The sequence below is a fragment of the Candidatus Nitrotoga sp. M5 genome, assembly GCF_927904885.1.
Lineage (GTDB): Bacteria > Pseudomonadota > Gammaproteobacteria > Burkholderiales > Gallionellaceae > Nitrotoga.
On sequence record NZ_CAKMNW010000077.1, the window covers coordinates 1 to 19,116 of the forward strand.

The 19,116-nt window shown below is 47.1% G+C and carries 18 protein-coding genes and 1 pseudogene; 13 read left to right on the forward strand and 6 right to left on the reverse strand.

The window, feature by feature from the left end:
• Window positions 1-52 precede the first annotated feature (52 nt).
• Window positions 53-316 carry a hypothetical protein gene (locus MJ770_RS13740; RefSeq protein WP_239255411.1) on the reverse strand — a complete coding sequence of 88 codons (264 nt, stop codon included), beginning with the start codon at window positions 314-316 and terminating at the stop codon, window positions 53-55.
• A 136-nt stretch (window positions 317-452) separates the two neighbouring features.
• Entirely contained in the window at window positions 453-1,166 is a 714-nt protein-coding gene (locus tag MJ770_RS13745) for a DUF1499 domain-containing protein (RefSeq protein ID WP_239255412.1), read from the reverse strand.
• A gap of 234 nt (window positions 1,167-1,400) precedes the next feature.
• Between MJ770_RS13745 and MJ770_RS13750 the strand changes: the two genes are divergently transcribed.
• Window positions 1,401-2,171, forward strand: a complete 771-nt coding sequence (locus MJ770_RS13750; protein ID WP_256448837.1) for a putative signal transducing protein — start codon at window positions 1,401-1,403, stop codon at window positions 2,169-2,171.
• A gap of 182 nt (window positions 2,172-2,353) precedes the next feature.
• Here the strand turns inward: MJ770_RS13750 and MJ770_RS13755 are convergent, their stop codons facing one another.
• Together MJ770_RS13755 and MJ770_RS13760 are read right to left on the reverse strand one after the other, a co-directional pair.
• A complete protein-coding gene (locus MJ770_RS13755; RefSeq protein WP_239255422.1) occupies window positions 2,354-3,562 on the reverse strand; it encodes a D-alanyl-D-alanine carboxypeptidase family protein in 1,209 nt (402 codons plus the stop codon).
• Between the two features lie 281 nt (window positions 3,563-3,843).
• Window positions 3,844-5,706 carry a sensor domain-containing diguanylate cyclase gene (locus MJ770_RS13760; RefSeq protein ID WP_239255426.1) on the reverse strand — a complete coding sequence of 621 codons (1,863 nt, stop codon included), beginning with the start codon at window positions 5,704-5,706 and terminating at the stop codon, window positions 3,844-3,846.
• A 495-nt stretch (window positions 5,707-6,201) separates the two neighbouring features.
• Here MJ770_RS13760 and MJ770_RS13765 point away from each other — a divergent pair, with 495 nt between their 5' ends.
• The 11 genes from MJ770_RS13765 (at window position 6,202) to MJ770_RS13815 (ending at window position 16,169) form a co-directional block, all read left to right on the forward strand.
• Complete coding sequence (locus MJ770_RS13765) at window positions 6,202-7,176, forward strand: HpcH/HpaI aldolase/citrate lyase family protein (protein ID WP_239255428.1); 975 nt, start codon at window positions 6,202-6,204, stop codon at window positions 7,174-7,176.
• Between the two features lie 10 nt (window positions 7,177-7,186).
• Window positions 7,187-8,389, forward strand: a complete 1,203-nt coding sequence (gene sucC / locus MJ770_RS13770) for an ADP-forming succinate--CoA ligase subunit beta (protein WP_239255430.1) — start codon at window positions 7,187-7,189, stop codon at window positions 8,387-8,389.
• Window positions 8,386-9,258: a succinate--CoA ligase subunit alpha gene (gene sucD, locus MJ770_RS13775; protein WP_239255432.1), complete on the forward strand. Its 873-nt coding sequence runs from the start codon at window positions 8,386-8,388 to the stop codon at window positions 9,256-9,258. The genes sucC and sucD overlap by 4 nt, the downstream gene beginning before the upstream one ends.
• 265 nt (window positions 9,259-9,523) lie before the next feature.
• On the forward strand, window positions 9,524-10,423 hold the full coding sequence (gene glyQ, locus MJ770_RS13780) for a glycine--tRNA ligase subunit alpha (protein ID WP_239255434.1): 900 nt from the start codon (window positions 9,524-9,526) through the stop codon (window positions 10,421-10,423).
• A complete protein-coding gene (glyS, locus tag MJ770_RS13785; protein ID WP_239255442.1) occupies window positions 10,420-12,492 on the forward strand; it encodes a glycine--tRNA ligase subunit beta in 2,073 nt (690 codons plus the stop codon). The genes glyQ and glyS overlap by 4 nt, the downstream gene beginning before the upstream one ends.
• A 14-nt stretch (window positions 12,493-12,506) precedes the next feature.
• Window positions 12,507-13,037, forward strand: coding sequence for a D-glycero-beta-D-manno-heptose 1,7-bisphosphate 7-phosphatase (gene gmhB, locus MJ770_RS13790; protein WP_239255470.1), 531 nt, complete (start codon window positions 12,507-12,509; stop codon window positions 13,035-13,037).
• A 74-nt stretch (window positions 13,038-13,111) separates the two neighbouring features.
• The gene (locus MJ770_RS13795; protein WP_239255443.1) at window positions 13,112-13,816 is read left to right on the forward strand and encodes a lysophospholipid acyltransferase family protein; all 705 of its coding nucleotides are present in this window, start codon (window positions 13,112-13,114) and stop codon (window positions 13,814-13,816) included.
• A complete protein-coding gene (locus MJ770_RS13800; protein WP_239255445.1) occupies window positions 13,783-14,559 on the forward strand; it encodes a M48 family metallopeptidase in 777 nt (258 codons plus the stop codon). The genes MJ770_RS13795 and MJ770_RS13800 overlap by 34 nt, the downstream gene beginning before the upstream one ends.
• Window positions 14,560-14,805: 246 nt before the next feature.
• Complete coding sequence (locus tag MJ770_RS13805) at window positions 14,806-15,057, forward strand: type II toxin-antitoxin system Phd/YefM family antitoxin (protein ID WP_239255447.1); 252 nt, start codon at window positions 14,806-14,808, stop codon at window positions 15,055-15,057.
• Window positions 15,054-15,308 carry a Txe/YoeB family addiction module toxin gene (locus tag MJ770_RS13810; protein WP_239255461.1) on the forward strand — a complete coding sequence of 85 codons (255 nt, stop codon included), beginning with the start codon at window positions 15,054-15,056 and terminating at the stop codon, window positions 15,306-15,308. Before MJ770_RS13805 ends, MJ770_RS13810 begins: the two co-directional genes overlap by 4 nt.
• 123 nt (window positions 15,309-15,431) lie before the next feature.
• Window positions 15,432-16,169 (forward strand): hypothetical protein, encoded by a 738-nt coding sequence (locus MJ770_RS13815; protein ID WP_239255464.1) that lies wholly within the window; start codon window positions 15,432-15,434, stop codon window positions 16,167-16,169.
• 60 nt (window positions 16,170-16,229) lie between these two features.
• On the opposite strand, the pseudogene MJ770_RS15735 reads toward MJ770_RS13815, so the two are convergent.
• Both MJ770_RS15735 and MJ770_RS13820 read right to left on the reverse strand, forming a co-directional pair.
• Window positions 16,230-16,428: pseudogene (locus tag MJ770_RS15735) on the reverse strand (IS110 family transposase); the annotation flags it as partial.
• Between the two features lie 232 nt (window positions 16,429-16,660).
• Window positions 16,661-16,870: a hypothetical protein gene (locus tag MJ770_RS13820; RefSeq protein ID WP_239255466.1), complete on the reverse strand. Its 210-nt coding sequence runs from the start codon at window positions 16,868-16,870 to the stop codon at window positions 16,661-16,663.
• Window positions 16,871-17,179: 309 nt separating this feature from the next.
• Between MJ770_RS13820 and MJ770_RS13825 the strand changes: the two genes are divergently transcribed.
• Entirely contained in the window at window positions 17,180-19,069 is a 1,890-nt protein-coding gene (locus tag MJ770_RS13825; protein WP_239255468.1) for a hypothetical protein, read from the forward strand.
• Window positions 19,070-19,116: the final 47 nt, after the last annotated feature.

The following is a 19,116-nucleotide window of genomic DNA, read 5'->3' on the forward strand; positions in this document are numbered from 1 at the left end:
GGCTGCTTGCGTAGCCTGATCTGAACGACAGAATCGAATAATTCAGTGTCGACTAGGTAATGGCGCCCAGTTGTGGATGGACATGCAATCGAAACACGAACTTTGGCAAGTTGAGGAAAAGCTTCACGATGTGCTGTTGAATATCCAATGCCTCATCGCAACCGAGCATTGATTTGATCCCTGATGTTGCCGCTTTCGGCAAACAATCTGCGGAATCGCAATTCTGCTGGTGGCGATGATAAGACACCATTTCGCGCATTGAACGCCACAGCTCGGTAGCCCGGTAAGTTGGGTTGAAAGAAATGAAGCTCAACATCTCACTCACACTTGGCTTGGTGACAGGCGCAAATGTACTTGTTTTTTGTCAGTCGCCGCGAGAACCCGGGCTTATGTGTTTCACGCTGCATCTGCACGTGGCAACGCATTTTTCATCAGCCTCCTGTAATGTTGGGCTACCGGGCTAGCGCAGTATCAATGTGTTTAATGAATACTTGAATACGTTCGGCATTTTTACCAAGGTCACTTTTACCCACTCTGGATTTACTGCGAATATCCATCATGCTCGCTTCATCAACAGCGCGAATTCGAATCACCACATCGTCTTTAAATCCAAACCATTCTGTGGTGTCGGTTGCTTCAATAATGCCTTGCGACTTATCCGCGTTTACTAACTTCCAGCCGAGTTCATTCACTGCATTTTGTGCGGTGCTAAATAACACGTCAATACTTTTCTCATAAAGTTGCGTGGTGAGCTCAGGGTAGGATTCGCGTTGCTGTTGCGCTGTTTCTTCACCAGCATATTCTGCTTTATTAGGCGCATTGGCACGCAGCGCGGTAATAGCAACAAATTCAGGCGGGTTAATTAAGTCAGTTGAGATATCATGGATGGGCGGTACTGACTTTGCTTTGCTCATCAAGCTAAGCGGCAAAGCAACGGCAATAATGGCAAATACTGCCGATATTCCTGCAACTGCCCACCGGATATTTTTTCTTAGAAATAGAACTTGGATTAGCAATAGCAACAAAGCGGCTATCCCCACGTAAACTCCGTAACGTAGTACAGTAAATGCAGTACCTAGTTCTACAATGTTGTATTTATATAATGGACCGGGTAAAGCAACGAGTAAAACAGCAATGAAGCTGACAATACCAAGCAAAGGATTCATAACGTTATCTCCGTTGTTATTTTGTAGCACTTAAGAGGTGTCCTTCACATGCTTACAAACTGATGCTATTAGAACAGAAAATAAATAGGCAGCCAGCTTGATTTTTTTGATCAAGAGAGCTTGATCACTGAAGTGACCCTGTGGGTGAAGTTTATGGTGGTGATGAATTTCAACTAAAAAATCAGCCTGTTGATATGTCCTGAACAGCCTCGGTTCCGGAGGCGTTAGATTATTATGAAATGCATATACGAAGCCTCCTCTGGTTTAGAGGCGCACATGATTCTAAATCTGATACAGATTGCAGGGGTCTCTTGCCGCATTGATGGCGAGTACCTACAAGGTGGTGCGGGCGAGCTCCAAGCCATGAATATGGTTCGCGTACTGGTTGATGAATCCGACTATAAAAAAGCACAAGAAATTATAAATGCATGGGAAGCCACGCAAGTTGTAAAAGAAACTACTGAAAAACCTGATAATGCAACATCTGGTATAGGTAGTGGAATATTTTTCGGAATATTAATTGGTGCGGGCGCGACCTTCTGGTCATATAACTCTCCAGTCACCTTAGACGGTATAGATAATAATAACGACGGGAAATTAGATGAAAAAAAGATTTACAAGGACAATAGATTAAGAAGTGTTGAAAAGGATCGCAATCTAGATGGACGAACAGATACTGTTCATAGCTATGATTATAAAGGCAGGCTTTATAAGTCAGAATTAGACGATGACTTTGATGGTGTATATGAAAGCACTGTAACCTATAAGCGAGGCAATCCCATACTGCAAGAATCAGATCTAAACAATGATGGTGAGATTGACTATAGGATGCTTTTTAATAATGGCGTTCTGTATGAAGTAGAGATAATTGATCCCGCTTCACGCATCCCTAGAAAAATACAAACGTATAAACTTAATAAGTTAATCTCCTCTGAATTTGATTCAAATCGTGATGGGATGTATGACAGAACTTATAAATATGATTTCTATGAAGAGATTAAGTGAAGAATCAAACTAATCATTTAGCTTGAGCGGCGCAGAAAACAAGCTCGAACGGGCAGGGTAGAGAGCATTAGCCACCGTGAAAAAATATTGGAAAAAACTAAGGTGTCAGCCAGCTTGTTTTTTCGGGAAATCGAGTCGCTCAAATGCAGAAAGCCGGAATGGTAACATTTCGACCATCGGTCTTAGTTGAACATGAGCTTGATACTGTCAAGTGTTCGTGAGAAAAACCCACCCTCGGCAACTGCATGTGTGGCGATGATACTCTCGGTAACAATGACTTTATTATCCAGGCTGATATTGACCTGGCCGAGTTTCTGGCCTTTGGCGATAGGTGCCGAAATTTTACCTTCAATTTCCATCGCCGCGTCGAGTTCCTTATACCGCCCACGCGGAATAGTAACGTAGATATCGCGACCGACACCCATGTCTACCTGTTCTTTTTCACCACGCCAAAGTCGTGCTGTTTTCAATACTTCGTTGGCTTTATACAACCGGTGGGTTTCGAAAAATCGAAAACCATAGTTTAGCAATGACTGACTGCTGTCGGTACGCGCTTTATCGGAGCTCGTGCCTAGAACTACTGAAATCAAGCGCATGTCGTCCTGCAGTGCAGAAGCCACCAGGCAATAGCCAGCTGCTTCGGTATGCCCCGTTTTAACGCCATCGACTGTGTCGTCGCGCCAGAGCAGACGATTACGATTTAACTGGCTAATACCGTTGTAGGTGTATTCTTTTTCGCGGTAAAGTTGATAAGTCTGTGGATATTCACGAATAATCGCGGCAGTTAATATAGCGATATCACGGGCCGTGCTGTAATGCCCTTCGGCTGGCCAACCCGTTGCATTCTGAAATTGGGTATTTTTCATACCCAGCACCTTCGCCTGATGGTTCATGTAACCCACGAACGCAGATTCAGAACCAGCGACATGCTCGGCTAGCGCGACACTGGCATCATTACCGGACTGGATGACCAAACCCTTCATCAAATCGTCGACAGAAACCTGTTTGCCGACTTCGACAAACATTTTGGAACCTTGCATGCGCCAGGCTTTTTCACTGATGGTCACTAGGTCACTGTGTTTAATATCTCCAGCCTCAAGGGCTTTGTCGACCAGGTAGGCGGTCATCAGCTTGGTAATGCTGGCTGGTTCAACGACCTTGTCTGGGTCTTTCTCTGCAAGCACGCGACCGCTTTCGAAATCGACCAGATAAAAGCTGTCTGCTGTAAACGAAGGTGGGTCAGGAATCGCTTTAGTTGCGGCGAAGATGTGGCTGCTAAACAGCAGAATTAACAGATTTGAAAATAACGCGATTTTACTCATCATATATAGAGGGGGAATTTTGCTGGTAAGTTTGGCTGCGATTGTATCGATGGTGCTCGATGGTAACAAGGATTAAAATACTTTAAGTGTCCTAATTTTGAAAATTATTTCGCGACACAGTGAAGCTTTTCTGGTTTAAACGGCGAATCACAGTATTATGGTTTTAGCGACATCGAATATCGGCAACATCCTGGCGCGATAAAACGACCCACTCGATTTTGATAGCTGATTAACTGACACTGTTTTATCATTAGCATTCTCTAATCCACGAATCAGATTTAGCGTATAAATTACGCTATTGTAAAGTGCCCATTTGGGTTGCAAAGCGGCAATCCTGCTGGGCGGCAACGCTATTCAGTGGCAATTTCAATACGGTTGCGACCATTTTCTTTGGCTTGGTACAGCGCCATGTCGCTGCGAGAAAGAGGTGCGTCAGCGCTCGTATCACTTTCATTCATGACAGCAATACCTATACTCACTGTCACTGTGATTGATGCTCCGCTTTTAACGAGAGGCGTTTCTGCCATCTGTTTCTGCACTCGTTTAGCAAAAATATTTGCTTCGGTAATATCCGTATTGGATAAAACAATTGCAAACTCTTCGCCACCTACGCGGCCCACGGTATCGCTTTTGCGCAATTTGTCACGCAGTATGGTTGCAAAATGCTTGAGTACCAAGTCACCAGTGGCATGGCCATAACTGTCATTAATAATTTTAAATTGATCAAGATCACACATCAGAACTGCTGAGTACGTGCCTGCGGCACTCTGAATTCGGGCCAGCTCCTCTTCCATTCGGGCCATAAAATAACGCCGATTGGGTAACTGCGTCAGAAAATCAATTGTGGCGAACTCCTGTAATTCGAATTCTCTGCGTTTACGTTCGGTAATGTCAGAGATCAAGCCATGCCACATTATGCTGCCGTCCTGCATTCGACATGGCCGCGCGTCTCCATGCCGCCAACGTAACCCTTGCTTGGGTAATATGACACGGTACTCAAAATGCCAGGGCATCAGAGTGGCGGCAGAGACTTCGAGTGAATCACAGTAAGCCCCTAAATCATCTGGATGAATGGCTTTATGTACCAGCGTGACATCATCGACGGCCTGATCTGGAGTGATTTCGTAAATATCTCTGATTCCCTCACTAACATATGAGAAATACGCAGTTCCATTCGGCAAAAGGCAGTATTGAAATACGAGTCCCGAAATTTCATTTGTCAAACAAGTTATCAAGTCGATATTCTGCTGCAGCCTATTGGACAAGGCTTGCATATCCGTAATATCAGTTGTCATGCCTATCATGCGAAGCGGGTTACCTTCCTGGTCGCGGCTAATAACCCGACCGCGGCTCAATATCCATTTGTAGTGGCCATCCTTGCAACGGATTCTGTGTTTGACCTCATATATTTCGGTCTTTTGATCAAAATGTGCTTGTATTCTTTCTTTAACACTAGCCAGATCATCTGGATGCACACGTGTATAACTATCTTCAATCCGACTGGTGATATCTAAACCCGAGTAACCGAGCATTGCATTCCAGCCATCTGAATAATGAATCTCGCCCGTCGATATATTTCGATCCCAAATTCCGGCGCCACTTCCATCGATTGCCAGTGCCATTCTTGTCTCATTTTCGCGCAAATGTTCCTCAGCCATTTTAATCTTGGCTGCACTGATATCGCGCTCAATGGCAATGGATGCCAACGCTATGACGTCAACAATAGATTGTTGGTGTTGTTTGTTTACTCGATCAGGATTTTTTGAATAGGCGACGAAAATTCCAAGTGCGCTGTGTTCGGCGGACCGGATCGGTGTCACCGAACATACATACAAGCCATGCTGCAAAGCCAAATTGTAAAAGCTGCGCCAGAATTGACCTGCTCCATTCTCGGCGGTAATTTGGACCATGCTATCTTCAGTCAGTTGATCCGCACTAACTGTAAAATTACGTGTGCTCTCATTAATTGCGCGACTGTAATTTTCAGGCAGACTAGGTGCAGCACCCAGATGTATGTGACTTTCGTTCTCATTTATCAGGAAAATGGCACCAAATATTTCAGGATTGTGCTCTTCGACACCACTCACAATACAGGTTAGCGTCTGAGTAAGAGGAGATCCTCGGGCAATATGTGCTAACGTCCGATTGTTTGCTGCCAACAATTGCTGATAGATATTAGAACCCGTGTTGCTGTGTGATTTATCAAACGTCATTGTGTGATCAAAAATAATTTCTATATATTTTATTGTAGTTTCGACATTACAAAATAGTTATTTGAGACAACGGAAAAATTGTCGCAACTTTGGCGTTAATAGTGGACAAATATCCATTGGGCAGAAAACAGTATTTATGGTTTCTTGCGGTAGGCAATACAGACGGTAATTGGAAAAGAAACATGATTGTGAATGTTTATATTATTAAAGGAATTATGAGAAAAGTATGTGCGGTTGCGTACACATAGTCACAGAAAAATATTTCTGTGATGCTTGGATTAACCTATCAAAATCCTTTCACTTCAGTGAATTCAACTGGATAGTAATTAAAGGACACCTCTAAATATGGCAGGAGGCTATCTTGACCTACGCGAAAGTCCAAAATATGAAGTCGAGCTAACATCGTGATATAGTTTGCACCCAAAAAAACCATACCGATGACATCGGTGTCGCATTACGTCAAACAATAAATATACAAATCAAGGGGAAAGCATAATGGCAGTTAAAACTCGACTTCATCGTAGCGAATTGGCCGTTCCGGGCAGTAATCTACGTATGCTTGAAAAAGCGCCAACAGCAGGTGCTGATGTGGTCTTTCTGGATTTGGAAGACGCGGTTGCTCCTGATGATAAAGATCAGGCTCGCAAAAATGTCATAGCGGCATTAAATGATATGGACTGGTCTGCATGCTCTGTTTCGGTGCGAATAAACGGGCTCGATACGCATTGGTGCTACCGCGATATCGTAGATGTGATGGAAGCTGCCGGAGATAAGCTCGATACCATTCTGATCCCAAAAGTTAATAGACCGGACGATGTCTATTTTGTCGCAACTCTGATGGAACAAATCGAGGCGGCAAAGAAAATCAAGCCAGTCAATATTCATGTGCTTATTGAGACAGCACTCGGCATGGCAAATATCGAACAAATCGCTCAAGCATGCCCAACCCGTATGGAAGCGATGGTATTTGGTGTGGCCGATTACGCCGCTTCTACGCAGGCACGCACGACCAACATGGGTGGCGCTAACCCTAATTGCTCCATACTGACCGACGCCGATGAAAATGGAAAGCGGATGCGTCATTGGGGCGATCAATGGCATTACGCGATATCAAGACTGGTTGTAGCTTGTCGCGCATATGGTCTGAGACCGATTGATGGCCCATTTGGTGATTTTAATGATCCAGATGGTTTTATGGCAGTTGCGGGTAATGTCGCCGCACTGGGAGTTGAAGGAAAATGGGCCATCCATCCATCACAAATTGCATTAGCTAACGAAATGTTTACGCCGAACGAGGCAGAAGTCAGCCGAGCCCGCAGCATTCTGGAAAACATGGAACAAGCCGCGCGCGAAGGTAAGGGAGCGGTTTCGCTTAATGGTCGCCTTATCGATGCGGCGTCCATCAGACAGGCGCAGGTTTTGGTTGCCAAGGCGGATCAGATACAGGCGTCTAAGCCTGGAGTTAAGTGAGTAAAGTGCTATGAATATTCATGAATATCAAACTAAAGATTTACTGAAACACTATGGTGTTCCTGTACCACCGGGGCGCGTCGTTCACTCTGATGCACAAGCGGCCATGGTCGCTGAAGAAATCGGCGGGGCGCGTTGGGTTGTCAAGGCGCAGATACATTCCGGAGGCCGTGGTAAAGCGGGTGGCGTCCGGGTGGGTAGCAGCATTGAGGAAGTAAGAGTAATTGCCGATGAAATACTTGGTAGCCTGTTGGTGACGCATCAAACAGGTACGGAAGGCAGACTTGTCCGTCGGGTCCTTGTTGAGCAGGCAAGTACGATTGCGCGCGAGTATTACGTTGGTCTGGTTATTGATCGTGCTACGCGGCGAATCACTTTGGTTGCCTCCGCTGAGGGGGGGGTAGACATAGAGGAAGTTGCGGAGAAAACACCGGAACTAATCATCAGGGAAATTATTGATCCTGCAGTGGGACTGCTCGATTTTCAATGCCGCAAGGTCGCTTATAAAGTCGGATTGAAAGGGTCTCTATTGCCGCAGGCAGTAAAGGTCATGAAGGGTCTATATCGCTGTATGCGAGACAATGATGCACTCATGGCTGAAATCAATCCACTGGCTGTTGTAGATAATGACCAGTTGTTGGCGCTTGATGCAAAAATGTCTTTTGATGACAATGCACTGTACCGCAGACCGGCAATTTCCGAATTACGGGATTTTGACGAGGAAGATCCAAAGGAAGTGGAGGCTACTGGGCATGGTTTGAATTACATTGCACTGGACGGTGATGTTGGCTGCATTGTCAATGGTGCTGGCCTGGCAATGGCAACTATGGATGCCATTACTTTGCATGGTGGAAGCCCGGCTAATTTCCTGGATGTCGGGGGTGGAGCTACACCGGAAAAAGTTGCTAATGCTTTCCACATTGTGTTGCAAGACCCTGCCGTTAAAATTATCCTCATCAATATTTTTGCTGGAATTAACCGTTGTGACTGGATCGCCACAGGTATTATTCAAGCCATGCGTGACCAGAATATAAAAATGCCAATCATCATTCGGCTGGCAGGTACAAATGTTGAAGAAGGAAGAGCTATCCTCAACGACTCTAAATTCCCCTTTATTATCGCCAGTGATCTCAATGATGCTGCCGCAATAGCGGTTGCTGAAATAAACAAGATTGTAAAAAAAGTGGCACCGCTAGAAAAGGAACATTCATGAGTGTGTTTTTAAATAAAGATTCGCGTGTAATATTTCAGGGGTTTACCGGACAGCATGCCACCTTTCACGCCGAAGAGGCGATGAAAATTGGTACTAAGGTGACCGGTGGCGTGACGCCAGGTAAGGGTGGAACGAAACACTTGGATTTACCTGTATTTGATACCGTTGAGGAAGCAGTGCAGGCAACAGGCGCTGATGTCTCTGGTATTTTTGCCCCTCCGCCCTTCGCCGCAGATGCGATCATGGAAGCTATTGATGCAGGGATTAAAACGATTGTTGTCATCGCGGATGGTATACCTGTGCAGGATATGGTGCGTGTGGAGCGCTACCGGCTGGGCACCCACTCAGTTATCATCGGCCCGAATACACCGGGCATTATTACACCAGGCGTAGGAAAGGTTGGCATCATGCCTTCTCATATCTACAGCCCGGGAAGAATCGGAATTGTTTCGCGCTCCGGCACACTAAATTATGAGGCTGTCGCCCAGATGAGTGATCTCGGCCTCGGCCAATCTTCATCGATCGGTATCGGAGGTGATCCAGTCAATGGAACTGACTTTGCGACTGTATTAAAGGCATTTGAAGATGATCCAGAGACCGATGCTGTGCTCATGATTGGTGAAATCGGAGGTCCGCAGGAAGTAGATGCGGCCCGCTGGGCTAAGAAAAACATGCGTAAACCGCTAATCTGCTATGTCGCAGGCTTATCGGCCCCACTTGGGCGACGCATGGGGCATGCCGGTGCGATTATCAGCAGCGAGTCCGATACCGCAACTGCTAAAATTGACACGATGGAAGCACTGGGTATGTTCGTTGTACGTAATCCAGCCGACATAGGCGCTACGGTATTACGCGCTATAAAGTCGTAATCAAAAGTAATTCTAAAAATGCTGTTGTTCCCACCTTTGAATGAGCTGAAATTAGGCTACTATTCGGACAGGTGGGAACTCAATAGATAAAGTCCCCATTTTGACTGGCTAATTTTCGATCTGAGCGTCACTTAGCTAATCGATAATTATCTTCAGTATAAACTGACAATGTACTTTGCATTGTTCGCCGTCCCCGCCTTGTTCCACTATCGAATAGAAATTGGAATAAAATAGCGACTTTCACCAATCACGACGGTTTTGTCACATGCTCACATTTCAACAAATCATCCTGACGCTACAGCAATTCTGGGATAAGCAAGGTTGCGCTCTGTTGCAGCCCTACGATATCGAAATTGGTGCAGGTACTTTTCACACCGCCACTTTTTTGCGTGCGATCGGCCCGGAGCCATGGCGCGCCGCTTATGTACAGCCCTCACGTCGCCCCAAAGATGGACGTTACGGCGAAAACCCGAACCGGTTACAGCATTATTACCAGTATCAGGCTGTGCTCAAGCCTTCGCCCGACAACATACAGGAGCTTTATCTCGACAGTCTGCGCGCGCTGGGCATTAATACCAGTGAGCACGATATTCGCTTTGTGGAAGACGATTGGGAATCACCCACGCTGGGCGCGTGGGGCTTGGGATGGGAGGTTTGGCTGGATGGCATGGAGGTAACGCAGTTCACTTATTTTCAGGAAGTTGGCTCGCTGACCTGCCGTCCGGTACTGGGCGAAATTACTTATGGGCTTGAGCGTCTGGCGATGTATTTGCAGGATGTGGAAAATGTATATGATCTGGTGTGGGCCAGAAATGGCGACAACATCGTGACGTACGGTGACATATACCACCAAAACGAGGTAGAACAATCCAAATACAACTTTGAACACGCCGACGTCGAGATGCTATTCCGGCACTTCAGTGAATATGAAGCCGAGGCCAAGCGCTTGATCGCCGTTAAACTGGTATTGCCCGGTTACGAGATGGTGATGAAGTGCTCGCATAGTTTTAATATGCTGGATGCGCGCGGTGCTATTTCGGTGACCGAACGTGCAGCGTACATCGGCCGCGTGCGAACCTTGTCCAGGCTGGTAGCGCAGGCTTATTACGATTCGCGTGAGGAACTTGGCTTCCCGATGTGCAAGACTAGAGAGATAAAACAATGAAGCAGACTTTATTGGTTGAGCTGCTTACCGAAGAGCTGCCGCCCAAGGCGCTGGAGCGTCTTTCCACTGTTTTCGCCAACGAAGTATTTACTGAGCTGCGCGAACAGAAACTGGCGGATGAAGATAGTATTTGCACGCCTTTTGCTACGCCGCGTCGGCTGGCCCTGACAATTACAAACGTAGAATCACAGCAGGCTGATCGTGTGATAGAACGTAAAGGCCCAGCAGTAGCTGCTGGGATAGATGCCGAAGGCAAACCCAGCAAAGCACTGGAAGGATTCATGCGCGGTGCAGGCGTAACTTTTGATGAATTGCTGCGTAACAATGACGGCAAGACGGAATATTTCGTCGCACGGTTGGAGAAAAAAGGCCAGCACCTGGATGACTATTTGGCTGACGTCGTTACTCAAGCTTTGAAAAAACTGCCCGTACCCAAACTGATGCGCTGGGGCGACTCCGACCGCCAATTTGTGCGTCCGGTGCATGGTTTGATTATGCTGCATGGAGATCGCATAGTCCCCGGCGAGGTATTGGGACTGCAGAGTGGACGGTTAACGAGCGGGCATCGTTTCCTGCATACGGGTGAGATGTCGATCGAATCCGCAAATAGCTATGAAGAGATGTTGTTGACTCGCGGCAAGGTTATAGTCTCTTTTAAAAAGCGCCGCGCCAAAATAGATCAAGATCTCAAAACCAAGGCGTACGCACTTAACGCACGCATCAATCCATCCGATGGCCTGCTGGATGAAGTTTCAGCGCTGGTGGAGTGGCCGGAAGTCTATGTGGGTGAATTCGAAAAGGAATACCTTGAAGTACCGCAAGAGTGTCTGATACTGACCATGCAGCAGAACCAGAAGTACTTTCCGTTATTGGATAATGACGGAAAGCTGCTCAATAAATTTCTGATTGTTTCTAATATGCAGGTGGATAATCCAAAATATATAGTTGATGGTAATCAGCGCGTGGTGCGTCCGCGCCTGGCCGATGCGCGCTTCTTTTTGAACCAGGATCGCAAACAAACGCTGGAATCGCGCGTCGCCCGGCTGGGCAACGTGGTCTATCACAACAAGCTCGGTACACAATTGCAACGCGTCGAGCGCATAACTATCCTGGCCGGAGCCATCGCGCACCAGTTAAATGCTGAAAAATCAGTGGCTGAACTGGCGGCACGACTGGCCAAGGCTGATTTGACCACTGACATGGTCGGCGAATTTCCTGAGCTGCAAGGCGTTATGGGACGTTATTATGCGCTGCATGACGGCGAGAAACAGGTAGTAGCAGATGCTATTGCAGCGCACTATCACCCACGTTTTGCCGGTGACAGTCTGCCACATGGCGCGGTGGCTTGCGCAGTGGCGCTGGCTGACAAGCTGGATACATTAGTTGGCATTTACGGGATTGGTCTGATCCCAACTGGCGACAAAGATCCATTTGGGTTACGCCGCCACGCGCTGGGCGTGTTACGCATTCTAATCGAGACGCCGCTGGCGTTGCCGTTAGATACCCTATTGCAATTGAGCAAAGATAGTTTCGCTGCTGAAAAATTGAGCGGCAGTGTCGTGGCCGATGTGCATGGTTTCATGCTTGAGCGACTGCGCGGTTATTTGCGCGAACGCGATTTCTCGCCCGATGAAATTGAAGCTGTTGTGTGCCAAAATCCAACGCGTATAGATCTCGTAATACCACGCCTGGAAGCAGTGTGCGCCTTCCGCAAACTACCGGAAGCGGCGGCACTGGCGGCCGCCAACAAACGGATTCAGAATATTTTGAAAAAAACCGCCAAAGCAGAAGCCGAGATTCAAACTGATCTGTTGCTGGACGATGCAGAACGCAGCTTGTATGAAGTAGTGCAACGCCTTGCACCGCAGGTGACAGCTGGAATGCAAAAACAGGATTACACCGCTGTGCTTACTTCGCTGGCTTCGGCGCGCACAGTAGTAGATGAATTTTTCGACAAAGTGATGGTAATGGCAGAAGATCCTGCTGTGCGAAATAATCGCCTGGCCTTGCTGCAGCGATTGGGTGACCTGATGAATCAGGTCGCTGACATCTCCAGACTGGCGGCCTGAAAATGGCGCCACCAATAAAGCTCATCATCCTTGACCGCGACGGCGTGATCAATTATGGCTCTCCTCAGGTCATCAAACACCCGAAAGCATGGAAGCCGCTACCAGGCAGCCTCGAAGCAATTGCTCGTTTGGTGCAAGCGGACTATCGCGTGGTGGTGGTGACCAATCAGTCAGGTGTAGGGCGCGGTCTGCTCGATATGTTCACACTGAATACCATTCACGATAAGATGCACAAAATGGTGACGCAGGCTGCCGGTCGTATAGATGCAATTTTTTATTGTCCACATTCGGAGGCAGCCAACTGCACTTGTCGCAAACCTAAAACCGGCATGCTGGAAGCAATTGCCATGCGCTATAACGTGAACCTGCACGGCGTGCCTATGGTAGGTGATTCATTACGCGATCTGGAGCCTGCCGCCAAGATGGGCGCACAGCCGATATTAGTGCTTACCGGCAAGGGAGCAAAGACCCAAGCCAAGGGCGGTTTGCCGGAAGGTACGCTGATTTATCGTGATCTGGCAGAATTTGTTTCTACCCTGATTTAATGACACCTTTAAAAAATCTGAATTTACCGTTCCTGCCTGCTTGGGAACGACGATCTTCTTAGAGTTTTCCTGATATGGTCTTCATACGCTCGTTGATTTTTCTGCTGCTGCAAATCGTTATTACGCCAGTGTTTACGCTAATTGCGATACTCACCTTTCCGTTTCATCCAATTACACGCTATCGCATCATCTCTGGCTGGGCGCTTACCATGCTATGGCTGTTGCGCGTGGTATGCGACATCCGCATGGAAGTGCGTGGCGCTGATAACATCCCGAGCACGCCATGTCTGGTGCTGTGCAAGCATCAATCTGCATGGGAAACTATCGCGCTACAAAAAGTATTTCCGCCGCAAGTATGGGTGATCAAGCGTGAATTGTTGTGGTTTCCTTTTTTTGGTTGGGGCCTTGCAATGACCAGCCCCGTTGCCATTAAACGTAGCGAAGGCCGCGAGGCAATCAAGCAGCTGCTGCGCCAGGGTAAAGAACGACTGAAGCTAGGCTTCTGCGTGGTTATTTTTCCGGAAGGAACACGCATTCCATTTGGTCAGCGCGGCAAATACAAGATAGGCGGTGCGCTTCTAGGGGCATCCAGCGGCGTGCCAATCGTCCCTGTGGCGCATAACGCGGGCAAACTGTGGGGGAGAGAATCCTTTTTCAAGTATCCGGGCGTGATCACCATGAGTATAGGCACACCAATTGATCCCGCCGGACTAAAGGCCGAGGAGATCAACCGGCGTGTGGAAGAATGGATCGAAACCGAAGTCACGCGGTTGCCCTGATGCTTAGCAAACTGCGCCACCTCATTTCCCCGTTGACCGTCGAACAACGCACAATAGATCTGGTTGGTACTCAGATCAACTATACCCTCAAACGTACTAACCGGCGCCGTAGCATAGGCCTGCGCATCGACAATCATGGGCTGACGGTAAACATGCCGCTGCGCGCCTCAGAGAAATGGCTGCACGATGTGTTACAGGACAAAGCACATTGGGTGGTAAAAAAACTTGAGAATTGGCAAGCAAAGAAGCCTGTCTCGCCACAATGGCGGGATGGACAATCCATCACTTTCATCGGCGAGGCGCTTACTCTGCGTGTAGTCGTCAGCTTGTTTGCGACACCACCGCTGCTGCAAAGTGAGCAATTGTTCGTGCACGTCACAGATGATGCTAATGAAGCATTGATAGAACAGGCTGTCACACAGTGGCTTCACCGCGGAGCAATAAAACTTTTTCAAGAACGCGTAGCACACTATGCACCCCAGATGGGCGTCACGCCGCGCATGGTCAAGCTTTCCACCGCGCGCAAGCAATGGGGCAGTTGCACCACACGTGGCGTTGTGCGCCTCAACTGGCAACTCATCAAAATGCCGCTGCTCTTGATTGATTACGTCGTCGTACATGAACTTGCCCACCTGGTCGAGATGAACCACTCTGCTGCATTTTGGCAGATTGTCGAAATTGCCTGCCCCGATTATGCCAAGCGACGCCGTGAATTAAAGCAGTGGCAGATTTCTCCGGCTTAGCAGGCTGCAACCTATTGATCCGGCACGAATTGAACTTGACTGCCGTTTGTGCTGAGCCTGTCGAAGCATAAGAATCCATTCACATTTCGACAAGCTCAATGCGAACGGCTTCTTGGATAAACGGTGTCTGATCAATAATGGTGTGTTCCAGCAAAAGCATTACCGTTCGCGGTCAACCAAACTCAGTCTGATAGACAAGTTGCCGCTAAAGATGTACAGTAACACGTACATATTGGGAGGCTTGTTATGGATGCGATTACCTATACCACCGTTCGTGCAAATCTCGCGAACACCATGGACCGTGTTTGCGACGATCACGAACCCTTGATCATTACCCGCAATGGAGAACAATCCGTCGTGATGCTCTCGCTCGAAGACTACAAGTCACTGGAGGAAACCGCCTACCTCTTGCGTACCCCCGCCAATGCCAAGCGCCTTCTCGCTGCCATCGTGCAACTGAATGAAGGTAAAGGCGTTGAACAGACGCTTGTGAAGTGAGGCTGATCTTCGCTGATAATGCATGGGAAGACTATCTATATTGGCAGAAGCAAGACAAGCGCATGGTCGAGCGAATCAACAAGCTGATACGTGAGACACAGCGCGAGCCCTTCGCGGGAGTAGGCAAACCCGAACAATTGAAGCATGCCCTTTCAGGGTTTTGGTCACGCCGAATTACGGATGAGCATCGCATGGTGTATCGCATAGAGGGTGATGCATTGATGATTGCTCAGTTGCGTTTCCACTACTGAGAAGCCCAATCGGGATAAGAAAAAGTCTCTAGAATAAATGGGGCCACGCAATAATAAGGAATAGCATAGTACCTCACCAGCAATTTATCGAGTTCTTAATTAAGTAACTTGGGAGATATCTGCATGTCGGTTTTATCAGAAAAATTAGAGTGTTCGAAATTTTTATATCCAATTGAAACAATGCACTGCATGGATATTTTTGGATTACACATCTCGAAGGTGTCTTTGTCGACATTTTTTCGGGTGTCTGTTTTACGTTGGGCGTCAGATCGCCGTGGGCCGCCATGTCGAAGTGCCTATGGCGATTCTCACGTCGGGCAAGGTAGTCTGTTGGAGATCTCGCGCGGATGGCAATTGAATAACAACGCTGAGGAGGGCATGGTCATGTGCTTTTGTCGTACAGTGTGTACTGTGATCGCTCTGTCAGTAATGTTGTTACTGTTATCGCCCAGAGCTATCGCCTCCTCTGAACACCTCGACATTTCTCCCTCGCAGCCGATTGCCGGTCAACCTGTACTCGCTGTGCTTTCTGGCGTAAGCGGAAGCAACTGTCGGTTCATCAACCCGCCCGTTATCACGCGAGTTGGTAACCAAATTGACCTGACGTCAACGCCGTTCATTTCCACTTTAGGCTGTCTCACTGTACTGTCTCCGTATACAGAGACAGCGAACCTTGGGTTACTCCCTGCGGGCACTTACGTCGTAACGTGGAGCGGTCCTTTCACACCGCAGACACGTACCCTAATAGTCACCAATCCCTCTCCCATACCGGCATCTTCCACTGTCAGCCTAGCGCTTGCTGCAGCTTTTATCTTAGCAATTGCAATGGCATCCCTACACGCTGCACGTGGCAAGCAATAGGCGTGACGTTCAGCAAGCGTAGGCCTGGGCTAACGTAGATACCGTCTCTAACGTCAAACATTATTTTAAATAATCGTGTTGATACGGCTGTTGAGTTTTGAGTACACCAAAGCACACATGCAATAACTTGCGCATTGCGGCACCAAGGGAAGACATCTTGGACTTGGCTCGGGCAAGCAAGCGTTCATAAACAGCTTTGATGTGTGGATTGTAACGTGTTCCCACGTGTTCCCACGACAGCAGCCATATATAACACGGCACTTATTCGGTGGGGCAGGCCTTGGACATGCGCGAAAAATAATTGGTGTCAAGCGAAATAATTAGGGTAAGAGTAATGTTGATTGGCGATGTCAATTTTCTTTTGGGGTCGCCCTTCCTTTCTTGGTATAACTAATATTAATCATGATTCCAATTGGTCATGAAATTGTGAAAGTCTCAGAAATACTCTAAATTCAAGTTATTACAGTAAAATTAAAAATATCAACAGTAGTTTATTCTTTTTTATTTTTTTCTGTTGGTACGTCCGAAGGTGTGCCCAGATCTGTATCTTTTATGCCACGAATTATGTCAGTTAAAGCTTGATCCAACACCTTTTGAGATTCATCATTCTGGGGGCCAGAACCTGTTCCATCGGGATCGGTGGTTTGATCACGTTCATGGGGTAATTTATATTTTTTCTTCATTTTATCTTTAACACACATATAAATTTAGATTTCCTACTTTAGTTACATAGTAGCAATATTTCCTGGACCTGATCTGTGCGGTATGGCACGCACGAAAGCGGACGGGGCCAGTTCTAACATTCAAACAAAATGTTGCACTTAGATCTTGAATTCACCAATTATTGGTGCGCTTGCAGGTTGAATGTGGTCTGACATAGGGTTCCGCATGAAGTATTCTTCGGGGTGGAATTATGTTATACCGAGCAACCATCGGCTGTTGCACTTCAAACTTGAATCCGCGTGATTAAATTTGCGATGCCATTTACAACAACAAAAAAGGATAAAATCATGAAATGGATTAGATTCAATTATCTGCTTTGTCTTATCACATTAGCCGTATTTCCGACCAGCGTATTGAGTTTTACCCAGCATGCCGGAACGGATGCAAGTAATCCTATCCCTATGGGTCATGAATGGATTACTCGCCTTTCCGCCATTGAGTTGCTCGGTGACGATAAATATATTTCGGACGACCCTAATGACCCACGCAAGAAATGGACAAATGGTAAAGCAAAAAATTTGGATCTGACGTCTGCAATGAATGAAGTCGCACGCATTAAAAAATTAGTCTTTAGCGAAAAAACCTACGCCGCGCAATATAAACCAGTATGGGATGCCATCATTGGCGAAAGGTGGGTCGATATTGGCGGTAATAACTTCACCAACTCAAAGATCTTCCATAAATACAACTGCCTTGATAATGTCACACAAGAGCCGGCAGACGTGCAATATGACCACTACATGCGCCGTTATGACGATGTTGGCGGACAAGGGGGCCTTACAGCAGCAAATAACTCAAAGGAACGGTTCATCAAATATTTCGTTGCTGCTGCCATTGCACCCCCCGGCGATATGAAGGTTTGGGACGGTGGCGGTTATAGTGTGCAGGTAACCGTCGACCGTAACTATTTCCTGTTGGGCCGCGCCTTGCATTTGTTCGAGGATTCCTTCAGTCAGGATCATACTGTCCGCACCGCAGACGATCAATACGAAAAAGTTCGCCAAGTTAAAAGTTATTTATGTGCAAGCGGCTCCGAACAACACGCTCATGACAAAATTCCGCCCTATGAAAGTGGGGATGTCATTTGGGATCCAGCATCAAAGTGGAAAGGTACTACATGGGGTACCTATAAGCCCAGCAATATTAAACCTGTTGCTCTCGTAGCAATTGAGGCCACCAAGGATGTATGGGCGGCCTTCATTCGAACCATGGCCGCTGATCCTGCAAAACGGCAGGCAGTTGCACTTAGCGAAGCGACAGCAGTAGCAAAACAGTGGCTAAGTGTCAAAGACGAGCAGGAAACTCTCAAATGGTATGCAGATAAGAATCACCGCGATGCGACATACGTTCAAGCTATTAACCCAAATGAAGATGGTGGCAATGGTCGCACCCAAACTGCCTGTATGAAGCAAGACTGGGGTACATCACAGACACAATCAGAAAAAGTAAAACAATTTGAAAACGGACAACGTATCTGCCTCTACAACATGCTCCCAACCTGGGGGAATGAAAATGAAATCGATCCTTCCCTGCATCTGGCTTATAACTGGAAATGGCGAAACGGTGATAGGTTTGATATCCCTCCCGCCGACTGGAAAATCAGCGATGCGAACCCTCAGTACGTTGATATCAGAATAATAAGTCGCGTCAATAACCAATTTATGTGTAATTTTGGTGACTGGCTAGCCTTGAATTGTGGCGGGGGAGCAGCCTCTGTGGCTGTGTTTACTGTACCGCTGAACAAAGATTTGTATACAGCCACTACTTTAAAGGTCAAGGATAGGCTCGGTTATTACTTGAATCGTCAAGATTCAAGCTGGGGTCGGGTTGGGATTTATAACTCTCCTTGGAAAGGGACTTTCCGTTTCGAAAAACGGCAAGATGGTTCTTATAACATTAAAAACACCCACGATAATCAATACATGTACTTGCACACTGACAACAAACCCTACATCAATAAGGATGGCAAGCCAGATAATTTGAATGCCCAGTGGATAGTTATCGGTCTCCCAGAATCTTATCCACCAAATGGACAATATCAAGTAATGGAAGTCGGGTTGAAATTCGGACCAGATGGGGTGGTCCTATTGGGTCACTTTTCATCAGGTGATCCTGTACGAATTTATTTAACAAGGCAAGCTGACGATAGCTATATGTTAAAACTAGGGGATAATTAGTCGACGCTGAAATAAACATAACCTATTGATGTTATGTTGCATTATTT